The organism is Verrucomicrobiaceae bacterium (assembly GCA_016713035.1).
Lineage (GTDB): Bacteria > Verrucomicrobiota > Verrucomicrobiia > Verrucomicrobiales > Verrucomicrobiaceae > Prosthecobacter.
In genome coordinates this window covers 1,104,561-1,122,956 of the sequence record JADJPW010000001.1, presented here as the reverse complement: position 1 = coordinate 1,122,956, position 18,396 = coordinate 1,104,561, and the positions used below count along the sequence as shown (strand labels likewise).

Here is an 18,396-nt window from a genome sequence, read left to right as displayed (position 1 = left end):
AGGATGGTTGAAAAGGGTTGTCTCTGAAATAGAAACGCCCGCTTCCTCGACTCGCATGCGCAAATTTTTCAATTCAACCCCGAATCCTGGATGGCTGAAAATGATCTCGCCCTTTTTTTGATTATAGGGCACCTCTGGAAACCTCCTTTCCCCAGGCAATTCATTGATCGAGAGCAACCATAGGCCATAAAAGGGGCCATGAAGCGCTACCGCAAGACAGAACGAGGCGGCGGACTGTTCTCCGCCATTGAACATGAGCAGGCCGTCGCCGCCAAAACCCTCGGCATCCTCAAGCTGCGCGACGTTATCTCTTGGGAAAGTTTCCGCCCGCTGCTCGAAGATCTCACTGGCTACGCCACCCGCGACTGGACCAAGGGCGGCAAGCCCCGTTCGACCCCGTGCTGATGTTCAAAGTCCTTGTGCTACAGAAGTTCCACGGCCTCAGCGACGACGCCACCGAGGAGCAAATCTTTGACCGCACCAGTTTTAAAGCCTTCCTCGGCCTGCGCATCGGCGACGACATCCCTGACGCCAAAACCATCTGGGACTTTAAGCAACGCATTGAGGCAGATGGACGAGAAGGCAGTCGCAAACTCTTCGACACCTTCGGCCAGATGCTCGAAAGCAAAGGCATCGTCGCGCGAGAAGGCAGCATCGTGGACGCCAGCTTCACGGAAGCCCCACGCCAGCGCAACAGCCGCGAGGCGAACCAGCGCATCAAGCAGGGCGAACGCCCCGAAGAGTTCGACGAGAACCCCGCCGTGGGCCGCCAGAAAGACAGCGAAGCACGCTGGACGAAGAAGAACAACGAGTCGCACTACGGCTGGAAGAACCATGTGAAGGCCGACTTGAAAACCAAGATCATCATCAACTCCACCACCACGCCCGCCAGTGTCCACGACAGCCAAGTGTTTGAAGGACTGCTTGATGACAAAGATCAGGCCGTGCTCGCCGACTCGGCCTATCACAGCGCGGAGCACGAGGCGTATCTCATCAAGCTCAACGCGCAGGAGTTCCTGATGCGCAAAGCCACACGAGGTCACCCGCTGAGCGAAGCTGAAATGCAGACCAACCACACGATCAGCCGGATGCGTGTGAGGGTAGAGCACATCTTCGCGCGAATGACGCAGATGGGAGCCGATCTGTGTCGGAGCATTGGATTGAAACGAGCCACACAGCACAACCACCTCAGCAATCTGGTCTACAACATGGACCGCTATGCCTGTTTGGTTCGCTAAAGCACCCGTAAAGGGTGCTGAAAGTCAGAAAAGGCACCTGCACAGCCTCCAAAGAGCCGAATCCCAGCGCCACAAAGCGAAACAAGCCCACTGCAAAGCAAGACAGGAAGGTCGAACAATCGTTTTTTTCGCTCCCAAAAACGGACTTCAAAAAAACACCCCCTATCCAGAGGTGCCCTATAACCAACAATCACGCATAGCCAAACTCTCAAGCCTAGCCCTTGCTTGCCCCATTTATTTTGTTCCTCTGAGTCATCTGCAGAGGGTAGCTCATAGGCAGGATTCTCAACTCTTGCGCGGGCATGCGTCATCAATTGGTTAGTCCTTTCGGGTGCAAGTACTCGCTCGATAACCACGGGATGGCCTTGGTCGATCTGCTTTTTTACTTCTTGAAGATCGAAGCCGGCCAGGGTGCGGGCGGTGTGCCCTGTTATTTCACCAAACTGCTTCAGCAAGTCCCTAGAATAAGTATTTTCTGTTTTGGCTGACAAGGCATCAATGGCTGATTCCTGGATATTCCAATCATAGTATTTCGTCAGCCACCGTGATACACCACCAAAAGCCATCCTCATAAGATCGACGACCGGAACCTCCTTTAGCATAACATCACCGGACTCAGTTCTGAGCACATTCAGTTGAAAGCGAAGTCCAGGGTTCGCCTCGACAATTATTTTATGTCTTGCTGAATTCGTTGGTTCGATTGATAGCCACACTTGTTTTCCGGGTTCAAATCTTAAGGGCACCTCTGGATAGGGGGGTGTTTTTTGAAGTCCGTTTTTGGGAGCGAAAAAACGATTTTTCGACCTTCCTGTCTTGCTTTGCAGAGGGTTTGTTTCGCTTTGTGGCGCTGGGATTCGGCGCTTTGGAGGCTGTGCAGGTACCTTTTCTGGCTTTGAACGCCTTTTACGGGTGCTTTCGCACGCTTTAGCGAACCAAACAGGCATAGCGGTCCATGTTGTAGACCAGATTGCTGAGGTGGTTGTGCTGTGTGGCTCGTTTCAATCCAATGCTCCGACACAGATCGGCTCCCATCTGCGTCATTCGCGCGAAGATGTGCTCTACCCTCACACGCATCCGGCTGATCGTGTGGTTGGTCTGCATTTCAGCTTCGCTCAGCGGGTGACCTCGTGTGGCTTTGCGCATCAGGAACTCCTGCGCGTTGAGCTTGATGAGATACGCCTCGTGCTCCGCGCTGTGATAGGCCGAGTCGGCGAGCACGGCCTGATCTTTGTCATCAAGCAGTCCTTCAAACACTTGGCTGTCGTGGACACTGGCGGGCGTGGTGGTGGAGTTGATGATGATCTTGGTTTTCAAGTCGGCCTTCACATGGTTCTTCCAGCCGTAGTGCGACTCGTTGTTCTTCTTCGTCCAGCGTGCTTCGCTGTCTTTCTGGCGGCCCACGGCGGGGTTCTCGTCGAACTCTTCGGGGCGTTCGCCCTGCTTGATGCGCTGGTTCGCCTCGCGGCTGTTGCGCTGGCGTGGGGCTTCCGTGAAGCTGGCGTCCACGATGCTGCCTTCTCGCGCGACGATGCCTTTGCTTTCGAGCATCTGGCCGAAGGTGTCGAAGAGTTTGCGACCGCCTTCGCGACCGTCCTCTTCGATGCGTTGCTTGAAGTCCCAGAGTGTTTTGGCGTCGGGGATGTCGTCGCCGATGCGCAGACCGAGGAAGGCTTTAAAACTGGTGCGGTCAAAGATTTGCTCCTCGGTGGCGTCGTCGCTGAGTCCATGGAACTTCTGTAGCACAAGGACTTTGAACATCAGCACGGGGTCGAACGGGGCTTGCCGCCCTTGGTCCAGTCGCGGGTGGCGTAGCCAGTGAGATCTTCGAGCAGCGGACGGAAACTTTCCCAAGAGATAACGTCGCGCAGCTTGAGGATGCCGAGGGTTTTGGCGGCGACGGCCTGCTCATGTTCAATGGCGGAGAACAGTCCGCCGCCTCGTTCTGTCTTGCGGTAGCGCTTCATGGCCCCTTTTATGGCCTATGGTTGCTCTCGATCAATGAATTGCCTGGGGAAAGGAAGTTTCAAGAGGTGCTCTGAAGAGGTTTTTTAAAATACTGCCAAGTCCCCTGACTGCGCCAGCGTTTGAAAGGATGGTAGAGGTTTCGATTAACCTGCTTCCAGCTATCTGTCAGCACGACGGCGGAGTAGGAAACAAGCAGGCTGATGTTCAGTGGCTCGAGGCCGAGCAAGGCCGCCATGGCTTTCATAGAGCGAGCGTTGAACAAATTGACATGAAACAGCGGCTCTATGGCGGAAAACTTATGGGCCATCTCCCCTTCACCTAAATTTTCGGGTGATTTAGCAAGTGAGGCAAGCTTATTCAGCATCCTCCGATCTCCAGGAGCGCTCAGTTTGAGGTAGCCTCCAGGCTTGAGTGCCTCAATAAGCTGGGTGAGTATTTGCTGCGGATCGCTCAGGTGTTCGACCACCTCACTCAGGTTGATAAAATCATAGCTTCCCGGGCGCAGATCCGCCAATCCAAGCGTATGGATGCCGAACCTCCTACAAGCTTCCAGGCTACTGATGTCTATGTCGCAGGCGCTGGCATGGCAGCCCCAAGCTTGGGCGTGCTTGAGCCAGTGACCGCCGCCGGCACCGAAGTCAAGTACTTGAGGATCAGCACGATGGCACAGCTTCTTCAGGATGATGATTTCTTCGACTAGGTGGGCATTGCTACTTATGTCTAAAAAGCCGGTAGAACCCGCCCACAACTGGCTGTAGGCAATTTTTGCTTCATGATCATCAAATACATCCTGCTGGTAGATACATGTGCAGCCAAGACATTGCACGACCGTGAATTGAATGTTTCTTAGCGCAGTCGCCAGAACTGGGTGGCCAAATCCGAGGGGGGAGAGCTTCTCTGTATAGGGCAGACTGAGGAGAGCGCGCATCTGCGTGGAACCGCAGGCAGGACATTTTTTGCGTTGGATCATGATTGAAAATGGGTTGTGCATACTGGTATTCGAGAGAATATCCAGTCCATATACGATGCCTGCCGCCCCCCCCAACGAGTCCCCGATGCCCAAGTGGAAGCTAGTTATCGCTTCACACGATGGAAACAAAGACTTGTGGCCCTATTTTTTCCATTTTCTGTGGCGGTTCTGGCCGGAAGTTCCTACCCCAGTGTATCTCATCACGAATCATACCACGTTCGATTCGCCAAAGGTCAAGACTATACATACCGGTCCAGATCGTGCGTGGTCAGACAACATCCGAGACTCTCTAGTTTCCATCCAGGCTGATTATGTGATTTTCATGCTCGATGACATGTTTTTAAACACAGTGGTGAATACCGACAGCTTAGCTGAGATTTACAGAGAATTCATCCAACGTCAGGGACTCTTCTGCGAATTGCACGTTCGGCAGGATTTTGAACCTGAAGCGGGAGGCGGCCGACTAAGGCACATCCCAGACACATCGTTAATTGCTGGAATTAACTGTGCCTATTGGAGAAAAGATTTCTTGGCTAAGGCCTGTGTGCCAGGAAGAACCATTTGGAAAGTGGATGCCGAGGTTCGACGCCTAAACAGAGAACAGGGCGAAAGGATGTTCTACACAAATTGTAGCCACCCGGAGCTTGATTACGTGGAGAGTGTGAAAGGCGGCTTCTGGAAGCCCGAAGGCATTGACTACCTTGCAAAAAACGGGATGCGTCCAAATCTCCTGCTACGCCCATGTCCACTTCAAGGACGCGACTGGTTTTCGAAGATGTACCGCAGTCTGCTGAAGCGAGGGATGAAAATTTGGAGAGGAATTGAGCAAAAAAAAGGAATGCGGAAAATGGTTCGGCCCTTTCAGGTCAACGAAAGCTAATGGCTAAAGGGCACTCCTGGAAACTCAAAATCTGCACCAAACCCGATCAAAGAGTGGCGTCGCGCGATGAGTTGCGGCAAGGAAAGGCGTGGCAAGTTTTATTCCTTTTGGCAATCCTGGTCTCTTCGATGAGTTCGTTCAAAACCTTGATGTGGCAGCCTTCGAGACGCCCTTGATGCGAGTAGGCAAGCTCGTTCAATGGGAGGTCTTCGATCCGCTCATTATGAGTGCTCTCACCAGTGAGCCCAAAGGTCCTGGCGGCAGGCCACGCTTTCATCCCATGCTCATGTTCAAGGTGCTCGTGTTGCAGCGCCTCCACGGCCTGGCCGATGACGCTACGAGCTTCAGATCACTGACCGCAACAGTTTCCGCGCCTTCCTAGGTCTGACCCCAGCAGACGCAGTGCCCGATGGTCAACCGAAGCGCAGCGGAGATAGACAGCCGCAGGCTGCCCCGCAGGGGTGAGCGCAGCGAATCAAACCATCAGCGACTTTCGCGAACTGCTCATCGCAACAAAGACCTTCGAAAGCTTGTTTGACACCTTCCTCGCGCATCTGCAAAAGGTATACGGGCTGGCTCTGGCAAAGGAAGGCGTGACGGTCGATGCCAGTTTTGCCGAAGTGCCCAAGCAACGCAACAGCCGCGAAGACAATGTCCTGATTAAAGAGGGGGGGGAGTGCCGCAGAAGCTGCAGGATAACGCGAAGATCAAAGCGCACAAAGACCTCGACGCACGTTGGACGAAGAAGAACAACGAGACGCACTATGGCTACAAAGACCATGTGAAAGTCGATGTGAAGGACAAGCACATCCTCAAAGCCGTCATCACCGCCGCGAGCGTGCATGACAGCCAAGTGTTGGAAGAACTCATCGAAGAGGGAGATCGCGTCGTGTATGCCGATTGACTCGCTCCCGCCACCCTTCCCGCTCGCCCTGCGGGTGCTCCTACGTCGCATCTGTCTCACTCCGTTCGGCTGCGCCTACTCGGGAGCGCCGATCGAGGCCGCGCTGGCCACCAAGAACGTCGAACCACAGATCAATGAACCGGAGCGCAGCGGAGATAGACAGCCGCAGGCTGCCCGAAGGGTGAGCGCAGCGAATCAAAAGGTATGCGGGGCCATCCGCTCACTGACGAGCAAAAGCCAGCAACCGCGAAAAGTCGCGCACCCGGTCACGAGTGGAGCATGTGTTTGCGCAGATGAGCGGGAGCATGAAAGCTCTCTATCAAAGGTGCATCGGCATGAAGCGCAACGTGGCCTGCCTGCAACTGACCAATCTCGTGTATAACATGCTGCGTCTTGAGCAGATCAAGCGCCTCAATCTCAATGCCGCAGCGTGAGCTGTGCCCAGATCAGACCTTCAGAAATGAAAACGACTCCGAACACCCTAAATTGGCCCTTGAAGTCACTCGAGTAATTTCAAAATGACTTCTGCCTGCGGAAGTCAGGTTGCGTAAAAAATGTTTTCGGGAGTGCCCTCAAAACAATTTGGTTCTACGCGGTTTTTAGTGGGTGGAAGCGGGCTTGAGATCGAGCCTTCCGCAATGGAAAAGGATGCGTAGGCGGTAGTTCGCAAATGAGCGAAACCCTCTTGCGGCGCTTTTGATAGCTTGGATTCGACTGTTGAGTCCTTCGCTCGCTGCGTTGGTGATGCGGTGCTTGATGTAGTTGAGTATCTCCTGCCAGTGCGCGTCGATGAGCCGTGCTACCTTCTTGATTGGCTCCAGCCTGCTGCTCATGACTGCTTTGCGCCAGCCTTTGTAAAACCGCTCCGCAGCTCCGGCATAGAGGTAGTTCTAGAAGTGGCGGAAGTCTTCCTTGTAGTGCCACGCTCGGCTGATTTTCAGATCCAACTCGTGCAGCTTGCGGAAGCTGACCGCCTCGCTACTGCGCTTGTCGGCATGGGTGCGCAGCCATTGGTATTTGCTGCCTTTGAGCGTGTCATCCCCCTTACCAATGAGCCGCTTGAGATCGTCTTTGCGCACACGGTCCACCGCAGCATTGATATGAGCGCTGATGTGATCTTTCGTCGAAAACGTGGACACGGAAAGTTGGGTTAGTTGTTTTGGATGGATTGTTCGAAGGCCACAGGTGATTTGAAGCCGAGGGCGCTGTGAAGGCGCACGGGGTTGTAGAAGGTCTCGATGTAGTCGAAGACCATGGAGCGGGCTTGGGCGCGGGTGGCCGGGACGGTGGTGCCGAAGCATTCAGCTTTCAGCGTGGCCCAGAAGGACTCCATGGTGGCGTTGTCGTAGCAGTTGGCGGTGCGGCTCATCCTGGCGGTGATGCCACGCAGTTTGAGACGCTGGCGGAACTCGCTGCTGGTGTATTGGCAGCCACGGTCGCTGTGGTGGAGCAGGTCTTTTGGCTTTGATCCACGTGTTTGCAGGGCGAGTTCGAGAGCTGCGTTGGGCAGTGTCGTGGCGAGGTCTTCACGCGTGCTCCAGCCGAGGATGCGGCGGCTGCAGAGGTCCATCTCAGCGGCGAGATAGAGCCAGCCTTCGCGAGTCGGCAGGTAGGTGATGTCGGTGACCCAGACCTCGTTGAGGCGCTTGGGGGCGCTGCGTTGGAGGAGGTGGTTGGGAGCGACTGCCGCCGTTTTGTCAGTCACCGTGGTGCGCGGCACGAAGCGGCGCTTCTGGCGCACGCGGAGGTTTTGCTCACGCATGAGCCGGGCGATGCGGTTGTTGCCGTGGCGCAGGCCCTTGTCGCGCAAGGCACGCACGAGGCGTGGCGAGCCGTAGGTGCCCCGGCTGGCGGTGAATGCGGCGCGGATCTCGGTGGCGAGCTGCGCGTCCTGGCGGCGGCGTGGGCGTTGGTGCTTGCGCAGGTGGGCATGGTAGCCGCTGCGGCTGACGCCGAGGGTCTGGCAAGCTTGGGCGAGGTTCATGCGCGGCTGCTCGTAGTGGAGGGTTTGGATGAGGGCGTAGCGCTGGCTTCTTGCTGGGCTACTATGGCCAACACCTTTTTTAAAATGTCGTTCTCAGCCTGGAGGCGGGCCACCTGGCGGCGCAAGGCACGCAAGGCGTCCGCTTCGGACTGCTCGCCTCCGGCTCGCAGTCCTGCGCTACCGCCTTGCGTACCTTGGGCCTTGTGCCGCCATTCGTAGAGCATGGAGGTGCTAACCTCCAACTCCTGGGCGACTTCGGCGACGGGTTTACCAAGGTTGAGCAGGCCTACGGCCTTGTCTTTGAACTCCTGGGTGCAACGTTGATAAGCTTTCTTGCTCATGGCTTCTGGCATGTTGGGTTTCCGATAGCCCCTGGTCCAGAAAGTTAGAGCACCTCAAAAGCTCGACATGCTACCTGCCTGATTCCAATCCCAGTCTTTTGCCCGAAGAACCGTTTTCTTTACTGTTCAGGGGATTGTTTCAAGCCGGACTCAATCCTTTACCCATGGCCAGGAGTAGTAGGCCCCACGGCTAAGAACTCGCTTACTTCGTCGCTTGCTGATCGCTGTAACGGACCCATTTGCAGACGCTTGGATCTGGTCGCGAATGATACGGCCAAAACGCTAAAGCTTGGTAGGAGTCACCGCAGATCAACCTTACGCAGCGGCAGCCACTATGAGCGTGGCTACGGTGACTTGCAGCGCTAACTTTTGACCGTTTGTCTGGCTTTAGCCAAGGTTTCTGGCATTATCCTCCTAATACTGCTCAGGTTTGTCATAGTGGGTAGGCGTGTGAACACGTCGCGTTGAGCCACATGGATTCGGAGGCCTTTGAAACCGAGTTATACGCTCGCAGCTTCTCCAACGACACCCGGCCGTTCGATTTAGATGCCGATCTTTCTGCTTAGGACCAATTGCTCAACGCGTGATCTTTGTCGCTGACATCTCTGTGCTTTAGAACCTGGCGTTTCTTGACCACGAGCGCCTACTGTTCGCTCCCATCGCCCTGTGATTCATCGGCCAGAGTTTCACGAGTTGGTCTGTATTGCTCGGGAAGATCGAGACTGGAGCCTCAGGATGCGTTTTTCGAAGATGCACGATCAACGACGGATCGCCGGAAAAGCCATGATCGAGAACTTGCCAGGCACGTCTCGAATCACGGCGAAGCAACGCAGCGAAATCCAAGGTCATGTCGCCAGCAGGCTCAGAACCATCTGCGGGAAACGCATGGCCATCAAAGTAAGCCCAATCACCCGAGACTTTGGTCGTGCCTGAAAAAGTCACGCGAGTGCCCGATTCCTGTTCGACCGGCTTTTTCATGGCTTCGACGATTAGAGCCTCGTTATCATCGCTTGAAGCCTTTGGTGGGTGTTTGACTGAAACACAGGAACATAGGGCGAAGACCGCCAGGAATGAGAGTTTAGTCATATGGCTCAAATAAGTTGGTTCATGTTGGACTACGAGGGCTTTTCAGTCACTTGAAAGCCTAAATGGCGGGTATTTGAGGCAATTGGTCGAGGGCGGGGCTGTGAGCTGTGCTTTCTGCTCTTGCGGTGCTTTTTCGGAGGTTGGATTGCTGACAAAGGCCACAGGGCAGTTGTCAGCGGGTGAATTCTCGTTCAAGAAGTACGCGTGATGAGCGATGTGACTGCCGCAGTAACTGTTTCCGGGCTGACCAAGGTGTTCAAGGGCACTTTGGTCAAAGGGGCTTTCGTTGCGGTGCGGGATGTGTCGTTTCAGGTGAACGCAGGTGAGGTGTATGGCCTCATCGGGCCGAATGGGAGTGGCAAGTCCACCACGATGAAGGCTATCCTGGGCCTGCTGGCACCGACTAAGGGCAGTACGAGCATTTTTGGCTGTCCGAGCACGGAGGTGGCGAGTCGCCGTGAGGTGGGCTTCCTGCCGGAGAATCCGTATTTTTATAAGCATCTGACTGGGCTGGAGACGCTGCGCTTTTTTGGTCGATTGAGTGGCCTAGGTGGCTCGCAGCTCGAAAAACGTGCTCAGGATATGCTGCACCTCACAGGGCTGGAGAGCGCCGCTGATCGGCGTGTGGGCGGTTTCTCCAAGGGAATGCTCCAGCGACTGGGGCTGGCGCAGGCACTCATTCACGATCCGCGTCTGCTGGTGCTCGATGAGCCTACGGCAGGTGTCGATCCGGCGGGATCGCGGAAGATTCGCGATCTCATCCTGGAGATGAAGATGCGTGGGCTGACGGTCCTAGTGACCTCACACCTACTGGAGCAGATGCAGGAGGTCTGTGACCGGGTGGGCATCATGGCGCAGGGCAAAATGGTCCGAGAGGGGCGCCTCGATGAGCTGATCGCTGTGGAAAACCAAGCCGAGCTGACGCTGGAGAATGCGAGTGCTGATCTGATCGCGAAAATCCAGCAACTCGTCGCCAATGAAGGCTCTGGGGCCAAGCTCATCCATCACGGCAAACCCCGCACTACATTGGAAAAACTCTTTCTGGAGGCCACAGAGGCCGGGGATCGGAGGTCAGAGGTCTAAAACTGTATGGCAGAGAATGCACAACACTCGATGGGCAGGCAGTCCGGTGGTATCGGCCTGCGGATGCGTCGCATTTGGACACTGGCATGTGCCACGGTCACTCAGCTCGTGCGGATGAAGATTCTGTTCTTTCTGGTCATCTTTTGCGTGCTGGCAGTAGGGGCTGGTTTTGCTTTTTCGGTCATCAATCCCGATCAGCAGCTCTCACTGATCAAGTCGGTCTCACTGGGGGCGTTGCAGATTTTCAGCATTGTCATCGGTGTCGTTTCTACGGCGCTTTTACTGCCGAAGGATATGGAGGATCGCACGCTTTACACGATTCTTGCCCGGCCAGTGCCGCGTTTCGATTACCTCGCAGGGAAGCTCTTGGGTGTGCTGTTGCTCATCGGCGGCGGATTGATCTTGATGGACCTGGTGCTCAGTCTGGTGATCTGGGCGCGGCAGGGGCAGGTGCTGGATGACTCCATGCGCACTCTGGTGATGCAGGGCCGTGAGGATGCGGAGACGCAGCAGCGTGTGCGTGAGATCGTGGCACGACAGGGGCTCACCTGGAACATGCATTGGGCGGTGTTCGCCATTTTTTTAAAGGCCGCCGTGGTGACGACGCTGTCGTTGGTGCTGAGTTGTGTGGCTAGCTCGACGCTTTTCACCATCGTGGTGTCTTTTTGCGTCGTGATCATCGGGCATGGTGAGGCCTTGTTGCGTGAGTTTTTCCTGCATCCGCATCTGGGCGGCATGGCAGAGCGCGGCGCGGCACTGGCGCTGGCTATCGTGTTCCCGGACCTTGCCCTGTTTGATGTCGTGGATGGGGTGGTGAGTGGGCGCATCGTGTCCTGGGGTGCGGTGGCGGACATGAGTGGTGCAGCGGCTTTGTACATCGCCGGTTATCTCGCGGTGGCGCATCTCCTCTTTGTGGAAAAGGAACTATGAAGCGAAAAGTCCAGGCCATCTGCCTCCTGCTCCTCATCGGCATCGTGAAGCTGCCACTGGAGCAGCGTGCGACGAATCATCTACGCTCCGCGCGGCTGCTGGATGATCCGGTGCCTGTGAGTGCGCTGGAGAGCATGGGACAGAGTGGTCTCACGGCCATCCTCGGTGGTCTGCGCGGCCTCGTGGCCTCGATGCTGCAGCTCCGTGCTTATACGGAATTCAAACGGGTAAACTGGGCACAGGTGGACAGCCTCTACCGTATCGTGACACGGCTCCAGCCGCGTAATGAGACCTATTGGGACGAAGCCGCCTGGCACATGGCCTGGAATGCAGCCAGCTATTATCTCTACAATGCTCCAGGCGCCGAAATGACACCGCAACTGCGCGGACGCCTCCGTGAACAGCACATCCGCCGCGGGGAGGAGATTCTGAAAGAGGGGCTCACCTTCTCACCCGATAGCTGGAGGCTGTGGGACCGGCTAGCAGATCTCTACTACAGGCGCAGTGGTGAAAACGCGAAGGCCGGTGATGCCTACATGCAGGCCTATGAGCATGGCGCTCCGAATTACACGCTGCATGCGGCTGGCTTTAACTACGTCAAGGCGCTGGATGCTGTCTCTTGGCGCAAAGGTTACGATATCCTCAAAAAAGAATACGATCGCGGCCGGGCGACTCCTGGGCTGATCGAGCATCTCAAGACGGCTGAACTGCTGCTAAAAATCCCGCGTGATCAATGCATCCCAGATGCCATGCCTGTGCCAAAGGTGCCGCAAAAGATGGTGGGACCGATGCGCTGAGAACAGAGATGCAGACTCACTCATCGCTGCCAGCAAAGGAGCCGATCACCTTCGGTGGCTGGCCAGCTATGAGTGAAAAAATCTCAGGGCTCGCGGCGAATGCCTCTGCCGCAAAACGCTCGGCTAAGTCTGCACTGAAATCTTGGAGCGCAGCTGAATGCGCTGGGAAAATATAGAGCGAATGCCGATCTGGTAGAGCGACCCAGAGCTCCTTGCCGAACATGGGCTCGAAGATTTTTGGAAGTGAAGGCGCGATGAAAAGTGAGGCGTAAAGTGGCTGCTCGCCGCGATAGACGGCGTAGGTCACGCGGCCTTTGTCATCACGTAGGATGTCCGGTTTCAGTGTGGCGAGGCGTTTGTCAGCAGCTTTCGCTGCGTGTTTGGCAAAGGTCTCACTGCCGATGCCGAGTTTGGTGAATTCGGCAGCAGGATAGGCCTCGATCCCGCCTTTTTCGGTCTCACGGGCAGGCGTGAGGACGGTGTGCCGAGCATTCTCTGGCGTGAGGGAGAGGGGGCTGCGCAGCACACGCGGCTCTGGCAGCATGAGCATGCTCTCTAGCTTACGCGTGGGCTTTTCCGCCGCGTGGATGGCGGGGATGAGGCATAGGGATGTCAGCAGGCTGCGGCGGCGCATGGTCTAGGGCTCACACTTGCTTGTCTTTGCTGGCTTTTTTTGCGGGGATATGGCCTTCCTCGCCCTCAGGCCATTTCGCGCCTTCTTCGATCCATCTGCGGATGAGCGAGACTTCATCTTTGGGAATACGGTGGCCCGTGGCAGGCATGGCTTTCTTCTCTTTCGCGGGCAAAGTCAGCGTGATGTAGAGCAGGCTGCGCTCTGGTGAGCCAGGGGCGATGACGGGGCCGCCGCTGCGCTTGCCAAAGGCGAGCTTACGACTTTGCAGATTCAGCTCGCCGAGCATGGAGCCGGAGTGGTGGCACTCGATGCAGCGATCTGCCAGGATGGGCTTGATTTGTGTCACAAAATCCACCGGTGGCTCTGCTGTGAAACCCGTGGTAGCAAATGAGGCGAGGAGGCCCGTGATGAGGAAGACGGTTGCTTTCATACCCCGCAGCATCTCCGATACGCAGAAGTCCGTCAATACCCCACTTTGTGCATATCTTGCCCACCCAAACCATGACCATCTCCGACATCACTGCACGCATCATCGCCTTTCGCGACGCTCGTGACTGGATGCAATTCCATAACCCGAAAGAGCTCGCCGTCGCCATCACAGCGGAGGCAGGGGAGTTGCTCCAGCACTTTGTCTGGCAGCAGCCAGAGCAGCTCGAACAACGCACACGGGAAAAACTGCCGGAGCTCAAAGATGAGATGGCCGATGTGGGCATCTTGCTCTTTGAACTAGCGCATAATCTGGGCGTCGATCTGGGTAGTGCCATGCTCGCGAAACTCGAGCGCAATGAAACACGCTATCCGGTGGAAAAGGCACGCGGTAGTAACGCCAAGTACAACGAATTGTGAGCGAAGAAGCCCCTCCACCACCGCTGATGCCTCCGCATCGCCGCAGACCACGCTATGCGGGCAAAAATCCGCGCCGCTTTGATCAAAAATACAAGGAGCACGCAGGGGATGCTGAGACGCTGGCAAAGGTCCGCGCGGCAGGCAAGACGCCCGCTGGCCGTCATGTGCCTATTTTATTATCAGAGATCATGCAGGTGCTCGCACCGCAGCCGGGTGAGCGTGCAGTGGACTGCACACTCGGGCATGGCGGCCATGCAGCAGCTTTGCTAGAGGCCGGAGTCACACTCCTCGCGCTCGATCAAGATCCAGTCGAAATCGTGCGCACGGAGGCACGTCTGCGTGAAAAGGCAGCCCCAGAGGCACTCATCATCCAGCGCATGAATTTCGCGGGCCTGCGCCGGGCTATCGACCAAATCGGTTGGTCGGATGGTGCAGACGTGATTTTGGCGGACCTGGGCTGCTCTTCGATGCAGTTCGATAATCCCTCTAGGGGCTTCAGCTTCAAGCATGATGGCCCGCTGGATATGCGCATGAACCCACAGCGCGGCATCACAGCCCGTGAGATGCTGCAAAGGCTCTCGGCTGAGAAACTACGCGGCATCCTCTCAGAGAATGCAGATGAGCCCCGCGCGGAATTGCTCGCTGTCGCACTCGCTGGCACAGATCAGGCCACCACACTCGCATTTGCAGAGTCGATCCGAGCCGCCTTGCCACGCCAACTCGATACTGAGGAGCGAGAAGCCGCCGTGCGCCGCGTTTTCCAGGCGCTACGCATCGCGGTGAATGAGGAATTCACCGCATTGGATGCATTTTTGGCTCGTTTGCCAGATTGTCTGCGATCCGGCGGCAGAGTCGCCATCTTGACCTTTCACAGTGGCGAAGATCGTCGCGTGAAGCACCTGTTTCGCGATGGCCTACGTGGGGGCATATTTAGCGAGACCAACGATGAGGTCATTCGCCCATCCGCAGACGAATTACGCTCCAATCCACGCTCAGCACCTGCGAAGCTGCGCTGGGCACGGAAGGCGTGATTCGCACTACGGTATCAAGTCTTATGGCCTCGTCACCCAAGAGGGCGTGCCGAACCAATCGTGCATTTCCTTTTCAAACGGTGCGATGATCCCAGGTGGCTCCGGTATGGCACCACGGTCATTGGTTTCGATGATCCAGGTGTCTAGCGCAGCACGCAGGCGAGTGAGCGCCTCGCGGTGCTCTGGGGCGGTGGACTTGGAGAGATCGTGGATTTCATGCGGATCAGCTTGCGTGTCGAACAGCTCCTCACATGGACCCGTGCGCTGCATGAGGGCGAGCGGCGAGCCACTGAGCTTGCCCTCGGAGTGAAGTTTGCGCATGAGGGACTGAATGGGGAAGCATTTTTCTTTGTAGCGATTCAGAGAGGCAAAGGTGGGGCCGGAGGTAAAAGTGCGGATGTAGTGGAAACGCTCGTCGTGCACGCTGCGAATACGCTGTACGGCCTCATCAATGCGGTCGCGTGCGGCGAATACGAAGCGGCGGGGTGGAGCAGTGTGATCACCGAGGAAAACGCGGCCCTGCATGAGCGACGGATGCTCAATGCCCACGAGATCGAGCGTGGTAGCGGTGACGTCGATGAGGCTCAGCAGGCGGTCATCGACGCTGCCTAGTCTCCATTTTGGCGGTGCGGCATGATTTTTCGGCCACCGGATGATCATGGGCACACGCAGGCCATTATCGTAGCACCAATGAATGCCGCGTGGCTCCAAGCGACCATTGTCACCGAAGAAAATGATGATCGTGTCTTCCTCCAGGCCATCAGCACGGAGTTCCGCCAGCACTTTGCCAAAACGCAGATCCATGCCGGAGACGGAATTCAGGTATCTAGACCACTCCTGCCGCACCACTGGATGATCCGGGTAGTAAGGCGGCGGTGTGACGGTTTCCGGCTTGGCATGCTGCACATGGATATCCTCGCCCACCCATTTCACGCGGTCCTTCTCGGCACTTTTGCGGTCATAGATGTCGTATTCGTTTTCCTCGCTGTTCACGACCGCGAAGAAGGGCTGGTGAGACTTCAGCGTGCTCCAGTCCTGCGAGTTTTCATCATAGATGGGGCCTTCATTGACGAAGTTGAGGTCGAGCTTGCCCGTGCCGACGCTTTCGCCATTGGCGGTCTTGATATTGGCCGTGAAAAAGCCCGCATCACGCAAGCGCTGCGTTATTGGTCTCACACCTGCGGGTAGTCGAAAGGCGTCACTGCGATGTGATCGCATCGGATGCGTATCGATCGTGGTCTGATACATGCCGGTGAAAAACGCCGAGCGACTCGGTGCGCAGGCAGGATTGGTCGAGAACACCCGCGTGTAGCGCACTCCTTCAGCCGCGAGCTTGTCGAGATGAGGCGTGTGGACGCCCTTCGCTCCGTAGCACCCGAGATCGTGACTGAGGTTCTCGCCGATGAGCCAGAGAATGTTGGGCTGCTTTGCCACCAACGACGAATGCAGGAGCACGAGCGACGAAAGGAGGATCAAGAAACGATGCATATGGAAGAGTGGTTGAAAGATGCCGAAGAGAGATTTGGATGCGGTAATGAGTGATTTCGAGCAAGAATTGGCCTCACAGCCGCACGACGCCTTTGCGCGGTGCATGCTTTCCGATCCCAAAAAAGCGATGGAATTCTTCCAGGGGCATTTGCCGGCAGACATCGTCGCCGCTGCGGATTGGAGCACGTTGGCGTTGCAGCCCGCTTCGTTTGTTCGGCAGAATCTCCAACAATCCCGGACTACTCTCACAGTGAAGCGTATCTTCTGTTGGCTCAGAAAGCGTTCCGCTTGCCTTGGTGAGCGCTTTCGTCTTCCGCCTGATCTGGAGAGTCTGCTGGGCCGTTTTTGCCCAGTTTCCGCCGCTCCCGTCTGAGCCAGTTTGATCCGAGCAACGCGTCCTCAGATGCGGCATTTTGCAATGGAAAACGCCTGATGGGTTTTTGGCCGGTAATGTGGGCTCACGCTTCTATTGAGGAACCCTTTCCCCTGCCTGCTCTACGCTGTGCATATCGACATCAACCTTGACGTGGAGAGCATCTCTCATACCCTTTCCGCATTACCTGAACTCAAAAACGAAGCCATGTCACTCGCTCAAAAACTCCGCAACGAAGGTCGCGTCGAAGGCCGTGTCGAAGGTCGCCAAGAAGGCCGACTGGAAGGCCAGGATCTTGGTGTCTGGTCTGGGAAGATCGAGCAGTTTTTAGGACTTCAGTCTTCTGGCACTTCTGTGCTGATGGATATGGAAATTTCCGCCCTCGAAACTAGGTTCCGTGAGCTGGAGGCTCAGTACAACGCCCGCTTTAAGAAGTAAGACTTAGGCCTTCCAGAGGTCCTCGCCGTAGTTCCAGCCATCGCGGACGGGTTCTTTGATCCAGGTGTCAAAATCGGGGGCGTTTTTGACTTTCATGGCAGCGGCGTCCCATTCGATGGTTTTGCCGCTGCGGATGGCCAAGACGCCGACGTTCACGAGTTCGGTCAATGGGCAGGCATAGTCGAAGTGGGAGCCTGCGTGTGGGATTTCGCCGCGAATGGCTGCAAAGAGCTCACCAATCGGATCGCCAGCCACAGAGCGCGGCAGTGGCTTGCGGCGGAGGATGTCCAGGAGAGGCGTCATGCGCTCGCGGGGCCAGAGTTGTGGGCTTTGGACACGCATGCCGTCGGAGTAGAGGGTTTCTTTGCTGCCTTTCATGATCATGCCGTTGGAGGGCAGCGGCTTGTCCATGCCTGGCAGACGCTCGGGCTGCAAGCCGCCTTCATACCAGTGAATCTGTACGGGCGGCAAAGTGCCGCGTGCAGCGAAATGGAAGATGATGTGCGATTTGTTTGACGTGTAGCCTTTGAGCGTGGTGGGCTGTTGTTCGATGATTTCGACTTTTTCCGGCAAACCAAGCTGAAGTGCCCAAAATGGCGCATCGAGGCAATGGCAGCCGATGTCGCCGAGTCCACCGCAGCCGTAGTCCCACCAGCCGCGCCAGCGCTGGGGCATGTATTGTTCGGAGTAGTCGCGAGGGGCCACTGGGCCTTGCCAGAGGTCCCATGATAAGCCTTCGGGCACAGCTTGTGACTGGGGCGTGGTGGTGGGCGGTGGCTGGATGAATCCCATGTGGCCGAGGGGGCGATCCGTCCAGCAATGCACTTCCTTCACCTCACCGAGCACGCCAGCTTCGAACCATTCTTTGACCAAGCGAATGCCCTCCCAGCAGTGGCCTTGATTGCCCATGACAGTCTGCACGCCGTATTTGTGCGCGGCTTTTTGCAGCGTGCGTACTTGCCAGATGTTGTGGGCGAGCGGCTTCTGCACAAAGACGTGCTTCTTTGCTTCCATCGCAGCCATGGCGGCGGCGAAGTGGGTGTGATCCGGCGTGGAGATGAGCACGGCGTCGATCTCGGAGCCCTTTTTGTCGAGCATCTCGCGGAAGTCGGTGAACTTCGGCACGCTCGGGTGCTCTTTGGCGATGGCTCCTGCGCTGCGTGCACCGAGATCGCGCCAATCGACATCGCAAAAGGCGACGATTTCCTCCTTGAGCGAGCCTTTCACCGCGCCATTGCCCATCTGGCCGATGCCCACGCACGCGACGCGGATTTTTTGTTTCGAATCTTGCGCACGCAGAATGTTCGGCGATGCGATGGCGCTAAGAGCGGCAGTGTGGAGGAAATGGCGGCGTGTAAGCATGATGGCAATGGCAACGTGGGTGCTGTGGGAGGCATTTCAGAGAACC

24 protein-coding genes and 1 pseudogene are annotated in these 18,396 nt (G+C 56.5%); 12 read left to right on the top strand and 13 right to left on the bottom strand.

Features of this window, described 5'->3' with window-relative positions; translation table 11 throughout:
* Nucleotides 1-198 precede the first annotated feature (198 nt).
* Nucleotides 199-405: a hypothetical protein gene (locus tag IPK32_04910; GenBank protein ID MBK8091335.1), complete on the top strand. Its 207-nt coding sequence runs from the start codon at nucleotides 199-201 to the stop codon at nucleotides 403-405.
* On the top strand, nucleotides 405-1,238 hold the full coding sequence (locus IPK32_04905) for an IS5 family transposase (GenBank protein MBK8091334.1): 834 nt from the start codon (nucleotides 405-407) through the stop codon (nucleotides 1,236-1,238). Before IPK32_04910 ends, IPK32_04905 begins: the two co-directional genes overlap by 1 nt.
* Here IPK32_04905 and IPK32_04900 read toward each other — a convergent pair.
* Genes IPK32_04900 through IPK32_04885 form a run of 4 tightly spaced genes read right to left on the bottom strand, consistent with a single transcriptional unit; the run spans nucleotide 1,235 to nucleotide 4,173 of the window.
* Entirely contained in the window at nucleotides 1,235-2,182 is a 948-nt protein-coding gene (locus tag IPK32_04900) for a hypothetical protein (GenBank protein MBK8091333.1), read from the bottom strand. The genes IPK32_04905 and IPK32_04900 overlap by 4 nt on opposite strands.
* Complete coding sequence (locus IPK32_04895) at nucleotides 2,163-2,996, bottom strand: IS5 family transposase (protein MBK8091332.1); 834 nt, start codon at nucleotides 2,994-2,996, stop codon at nucleotides 2,163-2,165. Before IPK32_04895 ends, IPK32_04900 begins: the two co-directional genes overlap by 20 nt.
* The gene (locus tag IPK32_04890; protein MBK8091331.1) at nucleotides 2,996-3,202 is read right to left on the bottom strand and encodes a hypothetical protein; all 207 of its coding nucleotides are present in this window, start codon (nucleotides 3,200-3,202) and stop codon (nucleotides 2,996-2,998) included. The genes IPK32_04895 and IPK32_04890 overlap by 1 nt, the downstream gene beginning before the upstream one ends.
* A gap of 59 nt (nucleotides 3,203-3,261) precedes the next feature.
* The gene (locus tag IPK32_04885) at nucleotides 3,262-4,173 is read right to left on the bottom strand and encodes a class I SAM-dependent methyltransferase (GenBank protein MBK8091330.1); all 912 of its coding nucleotides are present in this window, start codon (nucleotides 4,171-4,173) and stop codon (nucleotides 3,262-3,264) included.
* Between the two features lie 55 nt (nucleotides 4,174-4,228).
* Between IPK32_04885 and IPK32_04880 the strand changes: the two genes are divergently transcribed.
* From IPK32_04880 to IPK32_04870, 3 genes are all read left to right on the top strand, one after another.
* Entirely contained in the window at nucleotides 4,229-5,053 is an 825-nt protein-coding gene (locus IPK32_04880) for a hypothetical protein (protein MBK8091329.1), read from the top strand.
* 88 nt (nucleotides 5,054-5,141) lie between these two features.
* Entirely contained in the window at nucleotides 5,142-5,435 is a 294-nt protein-coding gene (locus IPK32_04875; protein MBK8091328.1) for a hypothetical protein, read from the top strand.
* Between the two features lie 294 nt (nucleotides 5,436-5,729).
* Entirely contained in the window at nucleotides 5,730-5,957 is a 228-nt protein-coding gene (locus tag IPK32_04870) for a transposase (protein ID MBK8091327.1), read from the top strand.
* Between the two features lie 599 nt (nucleotides 5,958-6,556).
* On the opposite strand, the gene IPK32_04865 is transcribed toward IPK32_04870, so the two are convergent.
* The 5 genes and pseudogenes from IPK32_04865 to IPK32_04845 all read right to left on the bottom strand — a co-directional run bounded on the left by IPK32_04865 (nucleotide 6,557) and on the right by IPK32_04845 (nucleotide 9,368).
* A complete protein-coding gene (locus IPK32_04865; protein ID MBK8091326.1) occupies nucleotides 6,557-6,790 on the bottom strand; it encodes a transposase in 234 nt (77 codons plus the stop codon).
* Nucleotides 6,791-6,847: 57 nt separating this feature from the next.
* The gene (locus tag IPK32_04860; GenBank protein ID MBK8091325.1) at nucleotides 6,848-7,096 is read right to left on the bottom strand and encodes a transposase; all 249 of its coding nucleotides are present in this window, start codon (nucleotides 7,094-7,096) and stop codon (nucleotides 6,848-6,850) included.
* An 11-nt stretch (nucleotides 7,097-7,107) separates the two neighbouring features.
* Nucleotides 7,108-8,022, bottom strand: a pseudogene (locus IPK32_04855) (IS3 family transposase).
* Nucleotides 7,938-8,282 (bottom strand): transposase, encoded by a 345-nt coding sequence (locus IPK32_04850; protein MBK8091324.1) that lies wholly within the window; start codon nucleotides 8,280-8,282, stop codon nucleotides 7,938-7,940. The pseudogene IPK32_04855 and the gene IPK32_04850 overlap by 85 nt, the downstream one beginning before the upstream one ends.
* A gap of 612 nt (nucleotides 8,283-8,894) precedes the next feature.
* Nucleotides 8,895-9,368 (bottom strand): hypothetical protein, encoded by a 474-nt coding sequence (locus tag IPK32_04845; GenBank protein MBK8091323.1) that lies wholly within the window; start codon nucleotides 9,366-9,368, stop codon nucleotides 8,895-8,897.
* A 207-nt stretch (nucleotides 9,369-9,575) separates the two neighbouring features.
* Here IPK32_04845 and IPK32_04840 point away from each other — a divergent pair, with 207 nt between their 5' ends.
* From IPK32_04840 to IPK32_04830, 3 genes are all read left to right on the top strand, one after another.
* Complete coding sequence (locus tag IPK32_04840; GenBank protein MBK8091322.1) at nucleotides 9,576-10,451, top strand: ABC transporter ATP-binding protein; 876 nt, start codon at nucleotides 9,576-9,578, stop codon at nucleotides 10,449-10,451.
* Nucleotides 10,452-10,565: 114 nt separating this feature from the next.
* A complete protein-coding gene (locus IPK32_04835; protein ID MBK8091321.1) occupies nucleotides 10,566-11,381 on the top strand; it encodes a hypothetical protein in 816 nt (271 codons plus the stop codon).
* The gene (locus tag IPK32_04830) at nucleotides 11,378-12,178 is read left to right on the top strand and encodes a hypothetical protein (protein MBK8091320.1); all 801 of its coding nucleotides are present in this window, start codon (nucleotides 11,378-11,380) and stop codon (nucleotides 12,176-12,178) included. Before IPK32_04835 ends, IPK32_04830 begins: the two co-directional genes overlap by 4 nt.
* A gap of 16 nt (nucleotides 12,179-12,194) precedes the next feature.
* On the opposite strand, the gene IPK32_04825 is transcribed toward IPK32_04830, so the two are convergent.
* Nucleotides 12,195-12,812: a hypothetical protein gene (locus tag IPK32_04825; protein ID MBK8091319.1), complete on the bottom strand. Its 618-nt coding sequence runs from the start codon at nucleotides 12,810-12,812 to the stop codon at nucleotides 12,195-12,197.
* Between the two features lie 10 nt (nucleotides 12,813-12,822).
* Nucleotides 12,823-13,242, bottom strand: a complete 420-nt coding sequence (locus tag IPK32_04820; protein MBK8091318.1) for a hypothetical protein — start codon at nucleotides 13,240-13,242, stop codon at nucleotides 12,823-12,825.
* Nucleotides 13,243-13,313: 71 nt separating this feature from the next.
* Between IPK32_04820 and IPK32_04815 the strand changes: the two genes are divergently transcribed.
* Both IPK32_04815 and rsmH read left to right on the top strand, forming a co-directional pair.
* Complete coding sequence (locus tag IPK32_04815) at nucleotides 13,314-13,658, top strand: nucleotide pyrophosphohydrolase (protein ID MBK8091317.1); 345 nt, start codon at nucleotides 13,314-13,316, stop codon at nucleotides 13,656-13,658.
* A 26-nt stretch (nucleotides 13,659-13,684) separates the two neighbouring features.
* Nucleotides 13,685-14,689: a 16S rRNA (cytosine(1402)-N(4))-methyltransferase RsmH gene (gene rsmH / locus IPK32_04810; GenBank protein MBK8091316.1), complete on the top strand. Its 1,005-nt coding sequence runs from the start codon at nucleotides 13,685-13,687 to the stop codon at nucleotides 14,687-14,689.
* 21 nt (nucleotides 14,690-14,710) lie between these two features.
* Here rsmH and IPK32_04805 read toward each other — a convergent pair whose 3' ends face one another.
* Nucleotides 14,711-16,177, bottom strand: coding sequence for a sulfatase (locus IPK32_04805; GenBank protein MBK8091315.1), 1,467 nt, complete (start codon nucleotides 16,175-16,177; stop codon nucleotides 14,711-14,713).
* A 103-nt stretch (nucleotides 16,178-16,280) separates the two neighbouring features.
* Between IPK32_04805 and IPK32_04800 the strand changes: the two genes are divergently transcribed.
* Together IPK32_04800 and IPK32_04795 are read left to right on the top strand one after the other, a co-directional pair.
* Nucleotides 16,281-16,550 carry an Rpn family recombination-promoting nuclease/putative transposase gene (locus IPK32_04800; GenBank protein ID MBK8091314.1) on the top strand — a complete coding sequence of 90 codons (270 nt, stop codon included), beginning with the start codon at nucleotides 16,281-16,283 and terminating at the stop codon, nucleotides 16,548-16,550.
* Nucleotides 16,551-16,679: 129 nt separating this feature from the next.
* Nucleotides 16,680-16,988 (top strand): hypothetical protein, encoded by a 309-nt coding sequence (locus IPK32_04795; GenBank protein MBK8091313.1) that lies wholly within the window; start codon nucleotides 16,680-16,682, stop codon nucleotides 16,986-16,988.
* 3 nt (nucleotides 16,989-16,991) lie between these two features.
* Here the strand turns inward: IPK32_04795 and IPK32_04790 are convergent, their stop codons facing one another.
* Nucleotides 16,992-18,350 (bottom strand): Gfo/Idh/MocA family oxidoreductase, encoded by a 1,359-nt coding sequence (locus IPK32_04790; protein ID MBK8091312.1) that lies wholly within the window; start codon nucleotides 18,348-18,350, stop codon nucleotides 16,992-16,994.
* Nucleotides 18,351-18,396 lie beyond the last annotated feature (46 nt).